Annotated in this window: 17 protein-coding genes; 10 read left to right on the top strand and 7 right to left on the bottom strand. The window is 66.5% G+C overall.

Going from position 1 to position 21,579, the window contains the following annotated elements; translation table 11 throughout:
• Nucleotides 1-61 precede the first annotated feature (61 nt).
• The 3 genes from V9L20_RS26840 to V9L20_RS26830 all read right to left on the bottom strand — a co-directional run bounded on the left by V9L20_RS26840 (nucleotide 62) and on the right by V9L20_RS26830 (nucleotide 3,257).
• The gene (locus V9L20_RS26840) at nucleotides 62-970 is read right to left on the bottom strand and encodes an NAD(P)-dependent oxidoreductase (protein WP_337298860.1); all 909 of its coding nucleotides are present in this window, start codon (nucleotides 968-970) and stop codon (nucleotides 62-64) included.
• A gap of 79 nt (nucleotides 971-1,049) precedes the next feature.
• Entirely contained in the window at nucleotides 1,050-2,186 is a 1,137-nt protein-coding gene (locus tag V9L20_RS26835; RefSeq protein WP_157616144.1) for a PilT/PilU family type 4a pilus ATPase, read from the bottom strand.
• Between the two features lie 27 nt (nucleotides 2,187-2,213).
• Nucleotides 2,214-3,257, bottom strand: coding sequence for a type IV pilus twitching motility protein PilT (locus V9L20_RS26830; RefSeq protein ID WP_258502587.1), 1,044 nt, complete (start codon nucleotides 3,255-3,257; stop codon nucleotides 2,214-2,216).
• Nucleotides 3,258-3,308: 51 nt separating this feature from the next.
• On the opposite strand from V9L20_RS26830, the gene V9L20_RS26825 reads away from it, so the two are divergent.
• Entirely contained in the window at nucleotides 3,309-4,010 is a 702-nt protein-coding gene (locus V9L20_RS26825; protein WP_337298859.1) for a YggS family pyridoxal phosphate-dependent enzyme, read from the top strand.
• Between the two features lie 13 nt (nucleotides 4,011-4,023).
• On the opposite strand, the gene V9L20_RS26820 is transcribed toward V9L20_RS26825, so the two are convergent.
• The gene (locus tag V9L20_RS26820; RefSeq protein WP_258502584.1) at nucleotides 4,024-4,497 is read right to left on the bottom strand and encodes an Lrp/AsnC ligand binding domain-containing protein; all 474 of its coding nucleotides are present in this window, start codon (nucleotides 4,495-4,497) and stop codon (nucleotides 4,024-4,026) included.
• Nucleotides 4,498-4,585: 88 nt separating this feature from the next.
• Between V9L20_RS26820 and V9L20_RS26815 the strand changes: the two genes are divergently transcribed.
• The 4 genes from V9L20_RS26815 to V9L20_RS26800 all read left to right on the top strand — a co-directional run bounded on the left by V9L20_RS26815 (nucleotide 4,586) and on the right by V9L20_RS26800 (nucleotide 10,473).
• Nucleotides 4,586-7,564 (top strand): L-glutamate gamma-semialdehyde dehydrogenase, encoded by a 2,979-nt coding sequence (locus V9L20_RS26815; RefSeq protein WP_337298858.1) that lies wholly within the window; start codon nucleotides 4,586-4,588, stop codon nucleotides 7,562-7,564.
• Nucleotides 7,565-7,723: 159 nt separating this feature from the next.
• A complete protein-coding gene (locus tag V9L20_RS26810) occupies nucleotides 7,724-8,995 on the top strand; it encodes a Glu/Leu/Phe/Val family dehydrogenase (RefSeq protein WP_337298857.1) in 1,272 nt (423 codons plus the stop codon).
• Between the two features lie 30 nt (nucleotides 8,996-9,025).
• On the top strand, nucleotides 9,026-9,679 hold the full coding sequence (locus V9L20_RS26805; protein WP_337298856.1) for a nucleoside/nucleotide kinase family protein: 654 nt from the start codon (nucleotides 9,026-9,028) through the stop codon (nucleotides 9,677-9,679).
• Nucleotides 9,680-9,717: 38 nt separating this feature from the next.
• Nucleotides 9,718-10,473, top strand: a complete 756-nt coding sequence (locus V9L20_RS26800; protein ID WP_443098632.1) for a DUF2242 domain-containing protein — start codon at nucleotides 9,718-9,720, stop codon at nucleotides 10,471-10,473.
• Between the two features lie 28 nt (nucleotides 10,474-10,501).
• Here the strand turns inward: V9L20_RS26800 and rocF are convergent, their stop codons facing one another.
• The gene (gene rocF, locus V9L20_RS26795) at nucleotides 10,502-11,425 is read right to left on the bottom strand and encodes an arginase (RefSeq protein ID WP_157616132.1); all 924 of its coding nucleotides are present in this window, start codon (nucleotides 11,423-11,425) and stop codon (nucleotides 10,502-10,504) included.
• Nucleotides 11,422-13,473 (bottom strand): prolyl oligopeptidase family serine peptidase, encoded by a 2,052-nt coding sequence (locus tag V9L20_RS26790; RefSeq protein WP_337298855.1) that lies wholly within the window; start codon nucleotides 13,471-13,473, stop codon nucleotides 11,422-11,424. Before V9L20_RS26790 ends, rocF begins: the two co-directional genes overlap by 4 nt.
• A gap of 184 nt (nucleotides 13,474-13,657) precedes the next feature.
• Here V9L20_RS26790 and V9L20_RS26785 point away from each other — a divergent pair, with 184 nt between their 5' ends.
• The 5 genes from V9L20_RS26785 (at nucleotide 13,658) to V9L20_RS26765 (ending at nucleotide 18,141) form a co-directional block, all read left to right on the top strand.
• Complete coding sequence (locus tag V9L20_RS26785) at nucleotides 13,658-15,352, top strand: WS/DGAT/MGAT family O-acyltransferase (protein WP_337298854.1); 1,695 nt, start codon at nucleotides 13,658-13,660, stop codon at nucleotides 15,350-15,352.
• Nucleotides 15,353-15,491: 139 nt separating this feature from the next.
• Nucleotides 15,492-16,046: a hypothetical protein gene (locus tag V9L20_RS26780; protein ID WP_337298853.1), complete on the top strand. Its 555-nt coding sequence runs from the start codon at nucleotides 15,492-15,494 to the stop codon at nucleotides 16,044-16,046.
• A 23-nt stretch (nucleotides 16,047-16,069) separates the two neighbouring features.
• The gene (locus tag V9L20_RS26775; RefSeq protein WP_337298852.1) at nucleotides 16,070-16,597 is read left to right on the top strand and encodes a phasin family protein; all 528 of its coding nucleotides are present in this window, start codon (nucleotides 16,070-16,072) and stop codon (nucleotides 16,595-16,597) included.
• Nucleotides 16,598-16,638: 41 nt separating this feature from the next.
• The gene (locus tag V9L20_RS26770) at nucleotides 16,639-17,274 is read left to right on the top strand and encodes a TetR/AcrR family transcriptional regulator (RefSeq protein ID WP_126748319.1); all 636 of its coding nucleotides are present in this window, start codon (nucleotides 16,639-16,641) and stop codon (nucleotides 17,272-17,274) included.
• Between the two features lie 93 nt (nucleotides 17,275-17,367).
• Nucleotides 17,368-18,141 (top strand): esterase/lipase family protein, encoded by a 774-nt coding sequence (locus V9L20_RS26765; protein WP_337298851.1) that lies wholly within the window; start codon nucleotides 17,368-17,370, stop codon nucleotides 18,139-18,141.
• 15 nt (nucleotides 18,142-18,156) lie between these two features.
• Here the strand turns inward: V9L20_RS26765 and V9L20_RS26760 are convergent, their stop codons facing one another.
• On the bottom strand, nucleotides 18,157-21,378 hold the full coding sequence (locus tag V9L20_RS26760; protein ID WP_337298850.1) for a bifunctional cytochrome P450/NADPH--P450 reductase: 3,222 nt from the start codon (nucleotides 21,376-21,378) through the stop codon (nucleotides 18,157-18,159).
• Nucleotides 21,379-21,579: the final 201 nt, after the last annotated feature.

Genomic DNA, 21,579 nt, shown 5'->3' with positions numbered 1-21,579 from the left:
GACAGCCCCAGCTCCAGGCCAGCCAGGCCCAAAGCAAAAAGCCCGCTTGCGCGGGCTTTTTTTATTTGAGCCGGATGATCAGGCTCGACGTGTCCCACCGGCTGCCGCCGGCCTGCTGCACGTCGGCATAGAACTGGTCGACCAGCGCGGTCACCGGCACGCGAGAGCCGTTGCGCTTGGCCTCGTCGAGCACCAGGCCCAGGTCCTTGCGCATCCAGTCGACCGCAAAGCCATAGTCGAACTTGCCTTCGATCATGGTCTTGCCGCGGTTGTCCATTTGCCAGCTTTGCGCGGCGCCCTTGCCGATGACTTCGAGCACCGCCTTCATGTCGAGGCCGGCGCGCTGGCCGAAGGCAATGGCTTCGGAGAGGCCCTGCACCAGCCCGGCAATGGCGATCTGGTTGACCATTTTGGCGAGCTGGCCGGCACCGCTGGCGCCCAGCAGGGTAACGGCGCGCGCAAAGGCGTTGATCACCGGCTTCACGCGCTCGAAGCTTGCCTTCTCGCCGCCGCACATCACGGTGAGCGCGCCGTTCTGCGCGCCGGCCTGGCCGCCGGAAACCGGTGCGTCGATGAAATGCAGGCCCAGCGCCTGCGCCGCGCTCGAGAGTTCGCGCGCCACGTCGGCCGAAGCGGTGGTGTGGTCGACGAACACGGCGCCTTTTTTCATGCTCGCGAAGGCGCCGTTGGGGCCCAGCACCACGGAGCGCAGGTCGTCGTCGTTGCCCACGCAGCTGAACACGATGTCGGCGCCGGCGGCGGCATCGCGCGGCGTGGCGGCGTAGCGGCCCGGCGGGCCGAACTCGGCCACCCATGCCTCGGCCTTGGCCGGTGTGCGGTTGTAGACCGTGACGTTGTGTCCGGCCTTGGCCAGGTGGCCGGCCATCGGCCCGCCCATGACGCCAAGGCCCAGAAAGGCCACCGTCTGCGCGGGGGTGGATTCGTAGGTTCGGGTGTTGATGCTGCTCATGGGCGAGAGCTTAAAGCCAATGAGCGGCCTTCGTCTCGCAGCGGATTCACCCAGCGCACCGAAGGCGCTTCGGGGGCGTCTAAACGATCGCGAAATGCTCCGTGCCGGCCGACAGGTCGGTGCTGCGCGCGCGCTGGCTGTTGAGCTTGATCTGCAGCCGCAGGTCGTTGGCCGAGTCGGCGTTGCGAATCGCGTCTTCAAAGGTGATCGAGTGGCTTTCGAACAGGTCGAACAGCGCCTGGTCGAAGGTCTGCATGCCGAGGTTCCGGCTCTTCTTCATGATCTCCTTGATCTCGCCGACTTCGCCCTTGAAGATCAGGTCTGAGATGAGCGGCGTGTTCAGCAGCACTTCCACCGCGGCCACGCGGCCCTGTCCGTCTTCGGTGGGAATCAGGCGCTGCGAAATCAGCGAACGCAGGTTCAGCGACAAGTCCATCAGCAGCTGCGCGCGGCGTTCTTCGGGAAAGAAGTTGATGATGCGGTCAAGCGCCTGGTTGGCGCTGTTGGCATGCAGCGTGGCCATGCAAAGGTGGCCGGTTTCGGCAAAAGCCACCGCGTGTTCCATGGTTTCGCGGTCGCGAATTTCGCCCATCAAGATGACGTCGGGCGCCTGGCGCAGCGTGTTCTTGAGCGCGGCTTCCCAGCTGTCGGTGTCAATGCCCACTTCGCGCTGCGTTACCACGCAGTTCTTGTGCGGGTGCACAAATTCCACCGGGTCTTCCACCGTAACGATGTGGCCGTAGGAGTTTTCGTTGCGCCAGTCGATCATGGCCGCCAGCGTGGTCGACTTGCCCGAGCCCGTGGCGCCCACCATGATGGTGAGGCCGCGCTTGGTCATCGACACGTCCTTCAGCACCTGAGGCATGCCCAGGCCATCGATGGTCGGCAGCTTGGCCGGAATGGTCCGCAGCACCATGCCGACCTTGCCCTGCTGCACGAACGCGTTCACGCGGAAACGGCCAATGCCGGTCGGCGAGATCGCAAAGTTGCACTCCTTGGTGCGCTCGAACTCAGCCGTTTGCCGGTCGTTCATGACCGAGCGCGTGAGCGCCAGCGTGTGCTGCGCGCCCAGCGCCTGCTGCGACACCTTGGTGACCTTGCCATCGACCTTGATGGCGGGCGGAAAGTCCGCCGTAATGAACAAGTCGCTGCCGTTGCGGCTCACCATGAGCTTGAGCAGGTCGTTGATGAACTGGCTGGCTTGATCGCGTTCCATGATGTCGGTACTCCGAAGGGCTGTGGATCAGCCAGGGAAATTTTCTGGGATCTTGGCCTTGCCGCGTGCTTCCGCCGCCGAAATGGCATTGCGGCGCACGAGGTCGGTCAGGTTCTGGTCCAGCGTCTGCATGCCCGAGCCCTGGCCGGTCTGGATGGCCGAATACATCTGCGCCACCTTGGCCTCGCGAATCAAATTGCGGATGGCCGGCGTGCCCAGCATGATCTCGTGCGCCGCCACGCGGCCCTGGCCGTCCTTGGTCTTGCACAGCGTTTGCGAAATCACGGCCTGCAGCGACTCCGACAGCATGGCGCGGATCATTTCCTTTTCCTCGCCCGGGAACACGTCGATGATCCGGTCGATGGTCTTGGCGGCCGACGAGGTGTGCAGCGTGCCGAACACCAGGTGGCCCGTTTCGGCCGCGGTCATGGCCAGGCGAATGGTTTCCAGGTCGCGCAGCTCGCCCACCAAGATGGCGTCCGGGTCTTCGCGCAGGGCAGAGCGCAGCGCGTTCGAGAACGACAGCGTCATCGGCCCCACTTCGCGCTGGTTGATCAGGCACTTCTTCGATTCGTGCACGAATTCGATCGGGTCTTCCACCGTGAGGATGTGGCCGTACTCGTTTTCGTTCAGGTAGTTGACCATCGCGGCCAGCGTGGTCGACTTGCCCGAGCCCGTGGGGCCCGTCACCAGCACCAGGCCGCGCGGCTTGAGCGCCAGTTCCGCGAAAATCTTGGGCGCGTTGAGCTGCTCCAGCGTCAGGATCTTCGAAGGAATGGTCCGGAACACCGCGGCCGCGCCGCGCGCCTGGTTGAACGCATTCACGCGGAAGCGCGCCAGGCCGTCGATCTCGAACGAGAAGTCGACCTCCAGAAACTCTTCGTAGTGCTTGCGGTGGGTGTCGCTCATGATGTCGTACACCATGGCGTGCACCGCCTTGTGGTCGAGCGCATCGACGTTGATGCGCCGCACGTCGCCATGGACGCGAATCATGGGCGGCAGGCCGGCCGACAAATGCAGGTCGGATGCTTTGTTCTTGACGCTGAATGCCAGCAGTTGGGTAATGTCCACGGGGATCCTCGGCTCGAGTTCGGTGACGTTTTGATACGATTTTGGACGATTATGACGATGATTGGCGACGACCTCCAGCAAGTAAAGAACCGGATCGAAAGGGCCTGCGCCTCCGAGGGGCGCAACCCGGCCGAAGTCCGGCTGCTGGCGGTGTCCAAGACCTTCGGTCCGGAGGCCGTGCGCGAGGCTCATGCGGCCGGCCAGCGGGCGTTCGGCGAGAACTATGTGCAAGAAGGCCTGGACAAGATCGAGGCGCTTTCGGATCTGCGCGCGGAGCTCGAGTGGCACTGCATCGGCCCTCTGCAAAGCAACAAGACGCGGCCCGTGGCCGAGCATTTCGACTGGGTGCACAGCATCGACCGGCTCAAGATTGCCGAGCGCCTTTCGGCCCAGCGGCCGGCGCATTTGCCGCCGCTGCAGGTGTGCCTGCAGGTCAATGTGGATGGCGGCGCCAACAAGTCAGGCGTGCCTCCGGAAGAGGCTTTGCCGCTTGCGCGCGCTGTGGCGGCTTTGCCACATTTGCAGCTGCGCGGGGTCATGGCCATTCCCGAGCCGGCGCCGGATTTCGCCGCGCAGCGCGAACTGTGCCTGCGCGCCCGCGCCGTTTACGACGCCATTCGGGCCGCGGGCATCGAAGTCGACACGCTTTCGCTGGGCATGAGCGCCGACCTGGAGGCGGCCGTCAGCGCAGGTAGCACGATGGTTCGCATCGGCACGGCCATCTTCGGCGGGCGCCCTCGCAAACCGGCCTGAGCCTATCGGTGAGCTACAGCGCGAGCGGCAGCCGCGCGCTGCTCTTCACTTCTTCCATCACCGCGTAGGTGCGCGTTTCGCGCACGCCGGGCAGTTGCCACAGCACTGTGCCGGCAAAGTCGCGGTACGCCGCCATGTCGGCCATGCGGGTCTTGAGCAGGTAGTCGAAGCCGCCCGCAACCATGTGGCATTCCATGATTTCGTCGCGCGCGTGAACGGCGGCCTTGAACTGGTCGAACACGTTGGGGGTGGTGCGGTCGAGCAGAATTTCCACGAACACCGTAAGGCCCCGCCCGAGCTTGTGCGGATCGAGCCGCGCCTCGTAACCCTGGATGAAGCCCTCGCGCGTGAGCCGCTGCACCCGCGCCAGCACCGCGGTGGGCGAGAGCGCCACCGCCTCGGCCAACTTGAGGTTGGTGATGCGGCCGTCTTCCTGAAGAATCTTCAGTAGCCGGAGATCGATGCGGTCCAGGTCCAGGTCGGGCATTGGTGAATTATCCGGTTTGCACCTTGTTTTTTGGCAAAAGATTCGGCCTATATCCAAAGACCATAGGGGATAGAACCAAGGAACTGCCATGCACCTGCCCACCCCCTACCGCCCAGAAGCGGATGTCGTATCTCACAGGCTCGCCTCGCTCGAAGGCGCACTCGACTGGGCTGCGGCAGCCACTGCCGCCAGGCCGTGGGTGGAGGCGGTGCGCCGCCACCCGCCGCCGTTCTGGGCCATGGAAAGCCTGCTGCGCGAATACCCGATCTCCAGTGCCGAGGGCCTGGCGCTCATGCGCCTGGCCGAGGCACTGCTTCGCGTGCCCGATGCCGCCACGGCCATTGCGCTCACGGCCGATCAGCTGGGCCGCGCCGATTTCGAAGGCACGGCCGATTCAACACTGTCGCGCCTGTCTTCCGCCGCCATCGCGATGTCGAAGAAGTTCTTGCCCGAAGGCGACCACCCGCCCGGCCTCATGGCCAAGCTCGGCGCGCGCACGGTGGTGGCCGCCACGCTGCGCGCGGTGCAACTGCTCGGGCGCCAGTTCGTGCTGGGCCAGACCATTGCAGAGGCCATGGACGAGGCCCGCTCGGCGCATCGCAAGCAGGACGCACTGCGCTTCAGCTACGACATGCTCGGCGAAGGCGCGCGTACCGATGCGGATGCGCTGCGCTACCTCGACAGCTACACGCACGCCATCGGCGCCATTGCGGCCGGTGCCGATGCGGCCCGTGCGCCCGAGCACAACGACGGCATTTCCATCAAACTGAGCGCGCTGCACTCGCGCTACGAATATGCGCAGCACGAGCGGGTGATGCGCGAACTGGTGCCGCGCGTGTGGCAGCTGTGCGAGTTGGCAGCGGCTGCCAACCTCAACCTCACCATCGACGCCGAAGAGGTCGACAGGCTCGAGCTGTCGCTCGATGTGTTCGAGGCGCTGGCCGCGCGCGTGGCCGCTGAACAGCCGCAGTGGCGCGGCTTTGGGCTTGCGCTGCAGGCCTACCAGACGCGCGCGCTCGAACTCATCGAGCATGTCACGTCGGTGGCGCGCAAACACGGCCTGCGGCTGATGTGCCGCCTGGTGAAGGGTGCCTACTGGGATGCCGAGATCAAGCGTGCGCAGGAGCTCGGCCTGCCGCACTACCCGGTCTTCACGCACAAGCACCACAGCGACATCAGCTACCTGGCCTGCGCGCGCGCGCTGCTTTCGGCGCCCGACGCGATCTATCCGCAGTTCGCCACGCACAACGCGGGCACCATCGCCGCCATCCTGCAAATGGCCGAGGCGGCGCAGGCACCCTTCGAACTGCAGCGCCTGCATGGCATGGGCGAGGGCGTCTACCGCGAAGTGATGAAGAGCACCCCCGCGCCGGTGCGCGTATATGCGCCCGTGGGCCAGCACAAGGACCTGCTCGCCTACCTTGTGCGGCGCCTGCTCGAGAACGGCGCCAATTCATCGTTCGTGAACCAGCTGGGCGACGAAGACGTGGACATCGACGAACTGCTCATGTCCCCGCTCTGGCTCGAACCGACGAACCCCGCCTTGCCGCTGCCGCCCGCGCTCTTCGGCCCGCCGCCTGCGCGGCGCAACAGCGAGGGCGTGGACCTTGCTGTCGAGTCGATGCGCGCGCCGCTGCTCGCGGCGCTGCATGCCACCGCTGTGCCCCGGGTCGAAGAGTTCGACCCGACCAGCGCGGCGAAAGCCGTCGCCCGCAGTGCAGCCAGCTTTCGCCACTGGCGCAAGACGCCGGTCGAGGCTCGCGCCGCCATGCTGCGCCAAGCCGCCGATGCACTGCAGCGCGAACTGCCGCGCTTCTGCGCGCTGCTGGTGAAAGAGGCGTTCAAGACCTGGGGCGATGCGGTGGCCGAGGTGCGCGAGGCCATCGACTTCTTGCGCTACTACGCGGACGAAGCCGAGCGCATCATGCAGCCCATGGCGCTCCCCGGCCCCACGGGCGAGAGCAACGAACTGCGGCTCACCGCGCGCGGTCCCTGGGTGTGCATCAGTCCGTGGAATTTTCCGCTGGCAATCTTCATGGGCCAGGTGGCGGCCGCGCTTGCCACCGGCAACACGGTGCTGGCCAAGCCGGCCGAGCAAACGCCCGCCGTCGCGCTCGATGCCGTGAAGCTGCTGCACGCTGCCGGCGTGCCGGCCGATGCGCTGCAACTGCTGCACGGCCCGGGTGAAACGGTGGGTGCCGCGCTGGTCGCCGCGCCGGGCGTGGCAGGGGTGGTGTTCACCGGCTCGACGCAGGTGGCGCGCATCATTCACCGCGCGCTGGCCGCCAAGGACGGCCCCATCGTGCCACTGATTGCGGAGACCGGCGGCATCAACGCGATGCTGGTCGACTCGAGCGCGCTGCCCGAGCAGGTGGTCGATGCTGTGGTGCAGAGTGCATTCCGTTCGGCCGGGCAGCGCTGCTCGGCATTGCGGCTGCTGGTGCTGCACGACGGCATTGCGGACGCGGTGATCGAAATGATTCGCGGCGCGGCCGGGGAACTGGTGGCCGGCGACCCGGCGCTGCTCTCGACCGATGTGGGCCCGGTGATCGACAGCGAAGCGGCCGACAACATCCGGCGCCATCTGAAGCGGCTGGATTCGGAGGCCAAGCGTCTTCTCGCGCCGGCTTCTTCTACAACGGATGCGGAAGGCAACCTGATCGCGCCGCAGGCCTACGAGGTGTCTTCCATCGAAAGCGTGACCAGCGAGATCTTCGGCCCGGTGCTGCAGATTGCGCGCTGGGGCCATGGCGCGCTGAGCGACCCCGCGGAGGTGATCGATCGCATCAACGCGCTGGGCTACGGCCTCACGCTCGGCATTCAGACCCGCATCGATTCGCGCGCCCAGGCGCTGGCCTCGCGCGCGCATGTAGGCAACATCTACGTGAACCGCAACATCATCGGCGCGGTGGTCGGTGTGCAGCCTTTCGGCGGCGAAGGGCTGAGCGGCACAGGGCCCAAGGCCGGCGGGCCGCACTACCTGTATCGCTTTTGCGCCGAGCAGACGGTCACGGTCAACACCACGGCGGCCGGGGGCAATGCCGCGCTGCTGAGCGCCGTTGCCTAGCGCGGCGGAAGGAACGCCTTTGTTTTCGCCGGGCCGGCACGGGCGCCCGCAGGGTCAAACCTCTCTTGCATAACCGCCTTCGCGGCGCGCATAAGCCATGGCGCACCGGGCGCGAGAGGTCTATCGTTGCGGCCATCCGTTCAAACCAAGGGTTCTCTCATGAGTGAAAAGCTCTCCTTCGTCAATCCGACCGCCAACAGCCCCTGGGGCACCTACCTCTCGCAGGTCGACCGCGTGGTGCCGTACCTCGGCCCGCTGGCCCGCTGGGTCGAAACGCTCAAGCGGCCCAAGCGCGCGCTGATCGTCGACGTGCCGATCGAGATGGACGACGGCACCATCGCCCACTTCGAGGGCTACCGCGTGCAGCACAACATGAGCCGCGGCCCGGGCAAGGGCGGCGTGCGCTTTCACCCCGACGTCACGCTCGAAGAAGTGATGGCCCTGTCGGCCTGGATGACCATCAAGACCGCCGCGGTCAACCTGCCGTACGGCGGCGCCAAGGGCGGTATCCGCGTCGATCCGAAGAAGCTTTCGCTGCAAGAGCTCGAAAAGATCACCCGCCGCTACACCAGCGAGATCGGCATCATCATCGGCCCGCACACCGACATTCCCGCGCCCGACGTCAACACCAACGGCCAGATCATGGCCTGGATGATGGACACGTATTCGATGAACGTGGGCGGCACCGCCACGGGCGTGGTTACCGGCAAGCCGCTGCACCTGGGCGGCTCGCTCGGCCGCGTCAAGGCCACGGGCCGCGGCGTGTTCGTTACCGGCCGCGAGGCGGCCCGCCGCCTGGGCATGGACCTGCGCGGTGCGCGCATTGCGGTGCAGGGCTTTGGCAACGTGGGCTCGGTGGCGGCCGAACTCTTTGCCGAAGCGGGCGCCAAGATCGTGGCCGTGCAGGACCACACCGGCACCATCGTCAACACCAACGGCCTCGACCTGGCAAAGCTCATTCCCATTGCCAACAAGGAAGGCGTGGTCGCCTTCAAGGGCGGCGACGTGGTACCGAACGAAGCCTTCTGGGACACGGCGTGCGACATCCTGATTCCGGCCGCGCTCGAAGGGCAGATCACGGCCGAGCGCGCGCAGAAGACATCGGCCAAGCTGGTGCTCGAAGGCGCCAACGGCCCTACGGTATCGCAGGCCGACGACATCCTGGCCGAACGCGGCGTGCTGGTGGTGCCCGACGTGATCTGCAACGCCGGCGGTGTCACGGTGAGCTACTTCGAATGGGTGCAGGACTTCTCGTCCTTCTTCTGGGACGAGGACGAGATCAACGTGCGGCTCGACCGCATCATGATGAACGCGCTCAACCAGATCTGGGACACGGCGGACAAGCACAAGATCACGCTGCGCACCGCCACCTACGCGGTGGCTTGCGAGCGCATCCTGATGGCTCGCCAGGAACGCGGCCTGTACCCCTGATTCGCTGAAGCAAGGTTGTACGCTCGGGGGATGAGCACCACCCCCGAGCAACAACTCCCCTCGATTCCCGCAGACGGCCTGGCCCGCCTGCAGGCCCTGATGGCCGGCGGCCAGCGCAAGCTGCTCGGCCTCGTCGGCGCGCCCGGCGCGGGCAAGTCCACGCTTGCATCGGCGTTGCTCCGGGCTGCAGGCGCAGACCGCGCGCAGGTCGTGCCGATGGACGGTTTTCACCTGGCCAATGTCGAGCTGCAACGGCTCGGCCGCGCCGGCCGCAAGGGCGCCCCCGACACCTTCGACAGCGCCGGCTACGTTGCGCTGCTGCAGCGGCTGCGCGAGCAGAGGCCGGGCGATCCCATCGTGTACGCGCCCGAATTCCGCCGCGAGATCGAGGAGCCGATTGCCGGCGCCATTGCGGTGCTGCCTGAGACCCAGCTGGTCATCACCGAAGGCAACTACCTGCTGCACGATGCCGGGCCCTGGGCGGGCGCCGCAGCCATGCTCGACGAGGTCTGGTATGTCGACATCGACGATGCGGTGCGTGAAGAGCGGCTGCTGAAGCGCCACCAGCAGTTCGGCCGCAGCCCCGAAGCCGCACGCGACTGGGTGGCCGCCACCGATGCGCCCAATGCGCGGCTCATTGCCGCAACGCGGGGGCGCGCGCACTTCGTGCTGCACTGGTCCTGAAAATTCTCTTGCGCTGCCGGGAACACTGGCGCGGCGCAATGCTCGAAGCTTCGCCGGCGGCGCTGCAAGGCCAGCCGGTTAGCATTCGCCGCCGCTTCAAGACGACCATGCACCCCAATTTCTCTTCTTCTGTCTTTTCTGCTTTTCGTTTCAAGGTTCTCGCGCTCGGGCTGCTGTCAGCCTTGGTGCTCGCCGGCTGCGGCAGCAGCAGCTCGCGCCGCGTTTCCTACGAGACCGAGGAGTTCGACTCCACCACCACTCACACGCGCACCTACGCCGCCACAGAAGCCCAGACCTGTGAAGCCGCGCGGCGCGCGCTGCTGAGCCAGGGCTACATGATCAACGCGGCCAACACCGACCTGGTGACGGGCCGCAAGAGCTTCCAGCCGGCGGCCGAGGTGCATGTGGAAGTGGAGTTTCGCGTGGTGTGCGCACGCGAAGGCGGCAAGTCCGGCAAGCGGAGCACCGTGGCCTTTGCCACCGCGCTGCAAGACCGCTACGGCATCAAGAAGGTCAACAACTCGGCCAGCCTGGGCGTGGGCGCCATCGGTTCGCTCTCGCTGCCTTTTGCGGGCAGCGACGACGCCATGGTCAAGGTGGCCAGCGAAACCCTCACGGACGAGCTGTTCTACGACCGCTTCTTTGCGCTGCTCGACCGCTTTCTCGAAGGGCAGGGCGGCGAAGAGCCTGAAGTTCCCAGTGTCGCGCCCGAAGCGCCGCGGCCGGCCGCGCCGCTGAACCCCGCTGCGCCGGCCACCACCTTTCCGGTGAAGCCGGTGCCCAGCCCGGGCTGACCGCGCGTCCACGCCCGCGTCAGGGCAGTCAGCGCACCAGCGTCGACTTTCCGAACAGGCTTTCGATCAGCTCCACCGCCACCTCTCCGGTCTGGTTGCGCACATCGAGCGCCGGGTTGAGCTCCACCACGTCGAGCGAGCCGAGCCGGCCGGTGTCGGCAATCATCTCCATGCACAGCTGCATCTCGCGGTAGGTGGGGCCGCCGCGCACGCCGGTACCCACGCCGGGCGCGATGTTCGGGTCGAGGCAGTCGAGGTCGAAGCTCACGTGCAGGTGGGTGTCTTCGTCCACGTCCTGCAGCGCCTCGGTCATGGTGGTGCGCATGCCGTGCTCGTCGATGTGGCGCATGTCGAACACGTTGAGCCCCAGCGTGCGAATGGCCTCCTTCTCGTCCGCATCGACGCTGCGGATGCCGATGAAGCGGATGGCATCGTGCTCCAGCGCCGCGCGCTCGCCGCTCCAGCCGGTGAGCACCGCGGGCCCGTGGCCCAGCAGGCACGACACCGGCATGCCGTGCAGGTTGCCGCTCGGGCTGGTGGTTTCGGTGTTCACGTCGGAGTGCGCGTCCAGCCACAGCACGCGCAGCTTCTTGCCGCGTTTGCGCGCATGCCAGGCCACGGCGCTGATGGAGCCGATGGCCAGGCAATGGTCGCCGCCCATCATGAGCGGCACATGGCCGAGGCCCAGTGCCGTGTCGACCGCGGCATACACCGAGCGGTTCCACGCGATCACTTCGTCCAGGTGGCGCAGGCCGTTGGCAGGGGCGGTCCACGGTGTGGCCGGGCCCGCGAGGTTGCCGCGGTCGAGCACCGCAAAGCCCTGCCGCGCCAGCGCCTCCGGCAGGCCGGCCACGCGCAGGGCGTCGGGCCCCATGCCGGCGCCGCGCACGCTGGCGCCGATGTCGGTGGGCGCGCCGATCAGTTCGAGGGTGATGCCGTTGTCATTGCTCATGTCGATGGCCCGATGTGCTTCCACAGGTAGGCGTAGCCCAAGGCGTCCATGAAGGCGGACTCCCTGTTGTCCGTTGCCGCGCTGTGGCCGCCTTCCATGTTCTCGTAGAAGCTGGCGTCGTAGCCCATGGCGGCCAGCTTTGCGTACATCTTGCGCGCATGCACCGGTCCCACGCGGTCGTCGCGGGTCGATGTGGTGAAGAGCGCGGGCGGGTAGGGCTGGCCCTTCTTCGCATTCTCATACGGCGAGAAAGCCTTGATCCACGCCCATTCCTCCGGCTGGTCGGGGTCGCCGTATTCGGCAATCCACGAGGCGCCGGCCGACAGGTGCGTGTACCGCTTCATGTCGAGCAGCGCCACTTCGCTCACGATGGCGCCGTAGAGCTGCGGGTACAGCGTGAGCATGTTGCCCATCAGCAGGCCGCCGTTGCTGCCGCCCATGGCGCCCAGGTGCCGCGGCGAGGTGATGTTGCGCGCGATGAGGTGCTCCGAAACGGCCGCGAAGTCTTCACAGGTGCGCAGGCGGTTCTCTTGCAATGCGGCCTGGTGCCAGCGCGGGCCGTACTCGCCGCCGCCGCGGATGTTGGCAACCACGTACACGCCGCCCTGTTCGAGCCATGCACGGCCGATGGCGCCGCTGTAGCTGGGCTGCAGCGATATTTCGAAGCCGCCGTAGGCGTATTGCAGAGTCGGGTTCTTGCCGTCGGCCTGCAGGTTCTTCGGCGCGATTTCGAAGTACGGCACGCGCGTGCCGTCCTTCGAGGTGGCGAAGTGCTGGCTCACACGGTAGCCGGAGGCGTCGAAGAATGCTGGGCTGTCTTTCAGCGGCTCGGGCTCGCCCTTGCCGATGGTGCCCATGTACAGCGTGGTCGGCTGCAGGAAGCCGCTCACGGTCAGAAAATAGTCGTCGTTCTCGTCTTCGTCGATGCCGCCGGCCGCAATGGTCGAAAGCTCGGGCGCGCCGCCCAGGCTTTCGCGCTTCCATTCACCGGCCTGCGGGGTGAGCACTTCGAGCTTGTTCACCACGTCGTGCATCACGTTCAGGATCAGGTGGTTGCGGGTCCACGAATGGTCGTCGAGCGCGGTGGTGTCATTGGGCTCGAACAGCACGGTGAGCTCGCGCTTGCCCGCCATGTAGTCGTCGAACTTCGCGGCCAGCAGCGAGCCCGGCTTGTAGGTGGTGCCGCCCACGGTCCAGGGGCTGCGCGGCTCGACCAGCATCCATTCGCGGGTGATGTCGGCGTTGGAATCGTCGGGCACGTCGATCTTCACGAGCCGGCCGTCGGCGTGGCGCAGCCAGGTTTCGCTGTCGTAGAAGTCCATCTGGCGCGAGACGAAGTCGCGCTCGAAGCCCGGCGTGTTGTCGCGCCAGGCGCTCACGGTCATGTCGTCGGCGCTGCCTTCGTACACGGTCAGTGCACTCTCCAGCGGCGTGCCGCGCTTCCATTCCTTGACGATGCGCGGGTAGCTCGAGCTGGTCATCGAGCCCGGGCCGAAGTCGGTGGCCACATAGAGGTGGTCGATGTCCTTCCACGCCACGTTGCTCTTGGCCTCGGGCAGCGTGAAGCCGCCTTCGACGAACTGCTTGAGCTCCAGGTCGAACTCGCGCACCACGTTGGCGTCGGCACCGCCGCGCGAGAGCGAAACCAGGCAGCGCTTGTATTCGGGCTGCAGGCACTGCGCGCCGTGCCACACCCAGTTCTCCTTGTCGGCCTCGGCCAGCGCGTCGAGGTCGATCACGGTCTCCCAGGCGGGCTGCGGCTTGCGGTATTCGGCCAGCGTGGTGCGGCGCCACAGGCCCTTGGGGTTCTTCTTGTCGCGCCAGAAGTTGTAGAACAACGGGCCGATCTTGCGCACCATCGGAATGCGGTCGTCCGAATCGAGCACTTCGAGAATGCCTTTCTCCAGCCGCTCGAAGGCGGGCGACTGCGCGTAGCGCTGCACCGTCTTCGCGTTGTGCTGCCGGGCCCAGTCGAGCTGTTCGGCTCCGTCGATGTCTTCGAGCCACAGGAACTCGTCGGTCTGCATGGAAGAAGAAGTTGAGGTCATGGCCGCAGTGTACGAATCCGGTGTGAAAGCGTGCATGCCCCCTGCGGCAGGGCGGAAGCTATTGAATTCATAGCGCGTGCATGGGCTCGGGACAAACCCGCGTTCGACGTTTTCGCCCCGGTTCGCGAGGCTGCCCACGGGTATCCTGCCGAACGGCGCCTGCGCACACAAGGAGACATGTCACATGAAACACCTGAGCGGTCTTGATGCCACCTTCCTGCACCTGGAGACCCCGGAGATGCCGATGCACGTGGGCTCGCTCAACGTGCTCGACCTGCCCAAGGGCTACAAGGGCGACTTCTACGAAGACGCCAAGCAGTTCATGGCCAGCCGCATCCACCTGGCCGACGTGTTCACGCGCAAGCTCGCGCTCATGCCCTTCGACATGACCAACCCGGTGTGGGTGGAAGACGACGACATCGACATCGACTACCACGTGCGCCACATCACGCTGCCCAAGCCCGGCACCAACCGGCAGCTGCAGCAATACGTGGCGCGACTGCATTCCACGCTCATCGACCGCAGCCGCCCGATGTGGGAGTTTTTCATCATCGACGGGCTCAAGAGCGGGCAGGTGGCTCTGTACACCAAGGTGCACCATGCGGGCATCGACGGGCAGGCCGGCGTGGCGCTGGGCAAGGCCATCTTCGACCTGGAGGCGACGGGGCGCGTGGTGAAGCCGCCGCGCGCACGCCCGCGCAGCAGCGGCTACCAGCTTGGCATGGCCGAGCTCGCGACCGCGGCGCTGCGCAACACGGCGCAGCAGTACGTCAAGCTTTTCAAGATGGCGCCGGCCATTGCGCGCGCGCTCGGCGGCCTGGCCAAGCCCGACGAGAAAGCGGCCGAGAAAGACGCCGCCACCGCGCCGAAGAAGTTCAACCTCTTTGCGCCGCGCACCTCGCTGAACGTGTCGATCACCAACCAGCGCACGTTTGCGGGCCGCACCATTTCGCTGGCCGAGACCAAGCACATTGCCAAGCACTTCGGCGTGTCGCTCAACGACGTGGTCATGGCCACGGTGGCCGGCGCGCTGCGCCACTACCTGGCCGACAACAACGAGCTGCCCGCCAAGCCGCTGGTGGCCGGCGTGCCCGTGAGCCTGCGCGAAGCCGGCGACGAGACCGCCAACAACCAGGCCAGCATGATCCTGGTGAGCCTGGCCACCGACATCACGGACCCGGTGCAGCGGCTGAAGGCGATCAACGCGTCGTCGAACGCGTCGAAGTCGACGATGAACCGCTTCAAGGCCATGATCCTCGACGACTTTCCGACCTTCGCGGCGCCCTGGCTGGTGTCGGGCATCGCGTCGATGGTCGGCCGCTCGGGCCTGGTGAACCTGCTGCCGCCGGCGGCCAACGTGGCCATTTCGAACGTGGCGGGCGCGCCGTTCCCCATGTACTTTGCGGGCGCACTGGTCACCAGCTACTACCCGGTCTCCATTGCGAGCCACGGCACGGCTTTGAACGTGACGGTGCAGAGCTACAACGGGCGCATGGACTACGGCCTCATTGCCTGCCGCCGCGCGGTGCCGGACATCACCGAGATCGGCGACTACATGCTGGCTGAACACAAGCTGCTGATGGACCTGACGCAGACGCATCCGGCGGCTGCGGGTGCTGCGCCTGCGAAGGCTGCGGCTGCCCCTGAGCCGGCGCCTGTCGTGAAGGCTGCGGCCAAGCCCGCTGCGAAGGCTGCCCCGAAGGCCGTGCCGAAGCCCGCGGCAAAGAAGGTGGCAGCGAAGAAGCCGGCGGCGGCAAAGACAACGGTCGCCAAGGCGCCCGCCAGGAAGGCGCCGATCAAGACGGCCCCGACCAAGGCCGCGCCCCGCAGGCCCGCCGCGCCGGCTGCCAAGCGCGCCAGGGTGGCTGCTGCGGCATGATGGTCGGCAGGCCCTTGGCCGGAAATTGGGGCAGTTGGACTAGTTTTCCCACAGTTCTAGCTTTTCAGGCCTAGGCACTCCGGAAGAAGATCACCCCATCGCGAATCCCGCGAACGTTCAACTTCCAGGAAATCGTCACATGACCACGCAAGCCTCCTTCTCTTCCGCCGCCATCCACGTCATCGGCCAGTACAACGACGCCGGCAAGACCCTGGTGGGTGCCTACCGCGCCGGCGTTCATCGCCTGCTCGGCGGCGCTGCTTCGCGCTACACCGAATTCCTGGGCAGCCGCCAGATTCCGCTGGTGAGCGAGCAGGTCAAGGCCAACCTGATCGGCGCGCAGGAAAAGATCAACGGCTTCCTGGCCAATCGCCTGGACATCGACACCGGCCGCATCGTCTCGGTGATGGACCGCGTCGCTGCTGGCACCACGAGCGGCATCGAAGCCGTGGCCGGCCGCGTGGCAGGTGTCGAGTCGCCTGTGGTCACCTCGGTGGTCAAGTCGTTCAACGCGCTGAACCAGCCGATCGCCAACGTGTCGGTGCAAATTGCCGACAAGATTGCGGCCGGTGCCAAGCAGATCGAAGTGCGCGTGAGCGGCACTGAAGAAGCCAAGCCTGTGCGCACCGTGAAGGCCAAGGCGGCCGCCGCCAAGAAGCCGGTTCGCCGCACCGCCGCCCGCAAGGCGGTCTGACCTGACCCTGGAGCAAACAACGCATGGCGACCCGACCCCGTTCGACTGATTCGACTGACGATCTGAAGAAGAGGGCGGCGCCTGCGAAGAAAGCCTCCGCGGCCAAAAAGGCGCCCGCAGCCAGGAAAACGGCTGCGGCGGCAAAGAAGAAATCTGCTGCTGCACCCAAGCCCCGGCCCGCCGAAAAGACCGGCGGCGCCGAGGGCCTGCTTCGCGCGGGCCTGAAAGCCCTTGGCAACGTGCGCGACGACGTCGCCAAGCGCCAGGCCAACGTGATTGAAGGCTTGCTCGGCATTGGCCAGGGCAAGCTCGACGCAACCGCTGGCGCCGCCAAGGCGCCGCTCACGCGCGGCTTTCCGAGCCTCGACAGTTTTGGCCTGCGCAAGTTCGAAGACGTGTTCGACCAGCGCGTGGCCACCGCCCTGGAGCGGCTCGGCATGCCCAGCGTGCAAGAAGTGCAGGCACTGCGTACGGAAGTGGCCCGGCTGCGCGAACGCCTTGCCGAGCTCGAACCAAAGAACGCCAGCCCGCGCGGCAGCGGCAAGCGCTGAGCCCCAGGCCCAGCGAACACCGACGCACGCACCAGCCGGTTGTGGCCAGTTCCAACACCACGCGCGATCGCATCCTGCAGACCAGCCTTGCGCTGTTCAATGCGGAAGGCCTTGCGGCGGTGTCCACCCACAAGATTGCGGCCGAGCTCGGCATGAGTCCGGGCAACCTGCACTATCACTTCAAGGCCAAGCAGCTGATCGTCGAGTGGCTGTTCAGGCGCTTCGAGCAGCGGCTCGAGGTGCTCAATGGCTCTTCCGATTCGATTGCCGCCATCGACGACCTCTGGCTTGCGCTGCACCTGCGCTTCGAGGCCATTGACGAATACCGCTTCATCTACCGCGACATGGCTTTTCTGGCGGGCGAATACCCGGCGCTCGGCCAGCGTGCGCAGGCGCTCACTGCGCAGAACCTGCTCGCGGCCCAGGCACTGTGCGAAGGGTTGGTGGCGTCGGGCGTCATCCAGACCAGCGCGGAGCAGGCGCGCATATTGGCGTTGCAGATGGTTTTCACCACCACCTGCTGGCTCTCGTTCGAGCGCCTGGTGCCGGGGCGCGATGCGCTGGCGCAGGCCGACCCGGGATTGGCGGCTTTTTACACGCTCACCTTGATTTCCCCGTATGTTTCCAGCGAATCGAGGGCTTACCTTGATTACCTGCGGGGCAAATACCTCGGATAAACATCGCAGTTGTCCGACGAGGCGGTGAAACTTTCGTTCGCCATGCTCGTCCCACACAACAGCGAAACAGAAATAGACAGGAACGCCGCCCTCATGACCACCGCCACCCGAGACCACATTGCGCCACCGTCGGGCCTGCTGATGCTGGCCGAAGCGCGCGCAATCTGGGAAACGAGTGCCGGCGTCGCGATGTGGCCGCTGCTGCAGCTCACGCCGCGCGGCGACGGGCATCCGGTGATCGTGTTGCCGGGGCTCGTGGCGGGCGACGGCTCCACGCTGCTGCTGCGCCGCTATCTGCGCAGCCGCGGCTACGACGCACACGGCTGGGGCCTGGGCCGTAACTTCGGTCCGCGCGAAGGCGTGGAAGACGGCATGCTTGCGCTCCTCAAGTCGCTGCATGAAAAGAGCGGCCAGAAGGTCAGCGTGATCGGCTGGAGCTTGGGCGGCATCTATGCGCGGCTTCTGGCATCTGCCCAGCCCGACCTGGTGCGCAACGTCATCACCCTGGGCAGCCCGTTCTCCGGCAGCCCGCGCGCAACCAACGCATGGCGTGTGTACGAAGGCGTGAGCGGCCAGAGCTCGCACGACCCGCGCCGCATGAAGTTCGTGCAGCCCACGCCGCCGGTGCCCACCACGTCGATCTTCAGCCGCACCGACGGTGTCGTCGCGTGGCGCTGCAGCCTTGAAAAGCCCGGCCCCAAGGCCGAGAACATCGAGGTGGTGGCAAGCCATCTGGGGCTCGGCGGCCATCCCGCCGTGCTCTACGCGGTGGCCGACCGCCTTGCGCAGCCGGAGGGCAAGTGGAAGCCCTTCAACCGCGGCCTGCTCGGGCCGCTGGTCTATCCCGATCCAGACCGCGAGGTCTGAGCTGGGCCGCGGGGCCTAGGCCCCGGCCCACACGTCGAGCACGTAGCGCTGGTCGGCAATCATCCTGTCCATCCAGGCATTGCTGTCGTGCCCATGTTCGCGGGCCAGGTCGGCGAGCGTGCGCCGCACGTCGGGCTCCATGCGCGAGCCGTCGCCGCACACATAGATCACCGCCCCCGCTTCGAGCAGCTTCCACACGGCCGCGCCCTGCTCGCGGATGAGGTCTTGCACATACACCTTGCGTTCGCCCGAGCGCGAGAAGGCCGTGTGCAGCTTCATCAGGCCGCGGTGCGACCAGGCCTTGAGTTCTTCTGCATAAATGAAATCCTGCTCCGGGTGCCGGCAGCCGAAGAACAGCATTGCATCGCCCAGCGCTTCGCCCCGCTCGACGCGCGCCGCGCGCTCCTGCAGAAAGCCGCGAAACGGCGCAAGGCCGGTGCCGGGGCCGATCATGATGAGCGGGCGCTGCGCGTCCTCGGGCAGGCGAAAGCCTTCGGCCGTGGTTTCGCGAATCACGCCGTGCACCGTGTCGCCCGCTTCCGCGCGCGCCAGGTAGTTGGAGCACACGCCCTCGAAGGTGCCGTTGCCCGAAAGCGCCGGTGCGCTCACCACGCCCACTGTGACGCTGCATCGCCCCGGCGTCATCGAGGGCGACGACGAAATTGAGTAATACCGCGGCGAGAGCGGCGACAGCATTTCAAGAAACACCGCGAACGGCACCTGGCAGGCGCGGTGCTCCTCGAGCAGGTCGAGCAGCGACTTGCGCTTGTGCAGCACCTCGGCCCTGTAGGCGGCCTGCGAAGCCTCGTCGCTGCCGGAGAGCGCCATGAGCCTGGGCTTGGTGAACGGGCACTCCGTATAGGCGGCGAGCGTGGCGATCTGCTTGCGTGTGGCCACATCCTGAAGCTCGACGTAGTCGCCCAGCAGGCGGTCGACCGCCACCACCTGGTCGACCGGCAATGCCGCCTTTCGGCCGGCCGCGGCATGCAGCCGCACATGCGCGGAGCGGTCGAACCCGAAGCGCGCCATCGCACGCTCCACCTGCGCGGGGCTGTTGCGCGGCACCACGCTCAGGTGATCGCCGGGCACGTAGTTCAGGCCCTCGGGCAGCATCAGTTCGACATGGCGCGTGGAGCGGCTGCTTCCCGTGTCGCCGCCGGGGCTTTGCAGTTCGCGGTTTTCCACCACGCGCAGCGCCACCGCGCCGAGCGCATCGACCAGCGCGTTCTTCTGCGGGGGCGGCAGCTCTTCCAGCGTGTAGAGCGGCTCGGCCTCGGCGGGTGTGTCGGCGCCGGCCTGGATGCCGAAGGTCTTCACCAGCTCGGGCCAGAGCGCATCGCTCCAGTCCTGGAACGCACCGTCCATGTCTTCGCGCGCATCGCCTTCGCCGCGCGGATGCACGCGCGTGGCGCCCAGCGCCCCGAGCCGCTCGTCGATGCGCCGCGGTACCGCCTGGTAGGTGGCGGCCCAATCGGTATTGCCGCAGCCGAACACGCTGAAGCGCACGCCGTTGAGCGAGTCGTCGGCCTTGTCGAGCCACCGATGGAACTCGGCGGCGTTGTCGGGCGCCACGCCGTTGTAGGAGGCGCAGACGATGGCGACCGCGCCGTTCGCCGGCAGCCGCTCAGCGTAGTCGTCGAGCGAAGCCACTTGCGTGGAGAAGCCGCGCAGCTCGCCGGCCTCGGCCAGCTGGCGCGCCAGGTCTTCGGCCGTGCCCAGGTTGGAGCCCTGCAGCACCAGCAGCGAGGTGCCATGGCGCGCGGCCTGCGGCTTGCGTGCCGCGGGTTTGGCCGGCGCATCCGGCGTTGTGGCGGCAATCTCGCCGTTGCCGCGTGGACGCGAGGCCGGGTCGCGCAGCAGCGCCTTGATCTTGAAGTTCTCGGGCTTGATCGTCAGCGCTTCCTTGATCTTGAGCTTGTAGCCCGTGTGATCGACCAGGTTGAAGCGCTGCAGGATCATGCCCAGCGTGAGCACCGCCTCCTGAAGCGCGAACTGCCGCCCGATGCAGGCGCGTTGCCCGTTGCCGAAGGGCTTGAAGGCGTTGACCGGCCGCTCGCGCTCGGCTTCGCGGCTGAAGTTGTCGGGGTTGAACTGGTCTGCGTTCTCGCCCCAGATGCCCTTGTCGCGATGCAGCGCGAGCGCATGCATGATGACCATGTTGTTCTTCTTGATCGTGTACTGCCCGCCAATCGTGGTGTCTTCCTTCGCACGCATCGAGATCGCGGGCGCGGTCGGGTACAGGCGCAGCGACTCCTTCAGCACCTGCAGCACGTAGGTCAGCCGGTTCACCTGCGCATAGGTGGGCTTCTGCGAGGTGTCGCCGCCCAGCACGCTGTCGACCTCGGCCTGCGCCTTGGCCATGGCCTCGGGGTTGTTGAGCAGGAAGTAGATCGCAAACGAGAGCAGGCCGCTGGTGGTCTCATGACCGGCGATGAGAAACTCGATGCACTCGTCGCGGATCATCTTGTCGGTGAGCTGCTCGCCGCTCTTCTTGTCCACGCCGGCGATCATGTAGCTCAGGAGGTCGGGCTTGGTGGCAATGTCGGCGCCGCTCGCGCGTCGCTCCTCGATGATGTCTTCCACCATCTTGTGCATGTAGCGGATGTCCTTGCGCTGCTGCGCAAGCTCCTTCTTGAGCATGAGCTCCTCGAGCGGCAGGCCGCGGCGGTTCTGCACCGTTTCGAGCGTGCGCACCATCGCATCGACGAAGGGATGAAAACCTTCGCGGTAGAACGAATTGAAGCGGTAGCCAAAGCCGCACAGGCCGATGGTGTCGAGGGTGAGCGCGGTCATGTCGCGCACCACGTCCACCTCTTCGTCGAAGTTCAGGCGCTCCCATTTGGTGACCAGCTGGCTCGCAATGTCCAGCATCATCGGGTGGTAGGCCTGCATTGCGCGCTGGCTGAAGTTGGCCAACAGAATGTTGTGCGGCTTGGACCAGGTTTCTTCGTGCGTGTCGGAGGTGAACAGCCCGTGCGAAGCGGCCCGCAACCGGCGCAGCGCGCCCCGCGTGCTCTTGTCGAAACGCGGCTCTTCGCACAGCTCGTCGACCAGCGCGGGCGACGACACCACGATCACCGGCATACCCGGCATGTCGAGCCAGTAGATTCCGCCAAGCTCCTGCGCGATCCGCCACATGTCCAGCACGGGAGAGTCGGACCCGATCGACAGCAGGTTGCCGACGAACGGTTTCTTTGCCGGATGCGGAATCGGATAGAGCGAGTTCTTGCCTGCCATGGGTTTGCGCCTTTGGAGTGGACCCGCTTCGGGGTGTCCGGGTGTGACTTCCGGAGTATCTCGGGGGCGTGAGGGCGAGGCAGACGGGGTTTCCCTTAGGGAGTCCGGGACGGTTCAGGTTCAGGGTGCGCACCCGCCGACGGGGTACCTTTCTCCGCGAATGTCCCCCGGCCTGCGGCCTCCTCCTTTATTTCGCTGCGC

Source organism: Variovorax sp. CCNWLW225 (genome assembly GCF_037204045.1).
Classification (GTDB): Bacteria; Pseudomonadota; Gammaproteobacteria; order Burkholderiales; family Burkholderiaceae_C; genus Variovorax.
The sequence above is the reverse complement of the archived record's forward strand: the minus strand, read 5'-3'. Positions and strand labels throughout refer to the sequence as shown.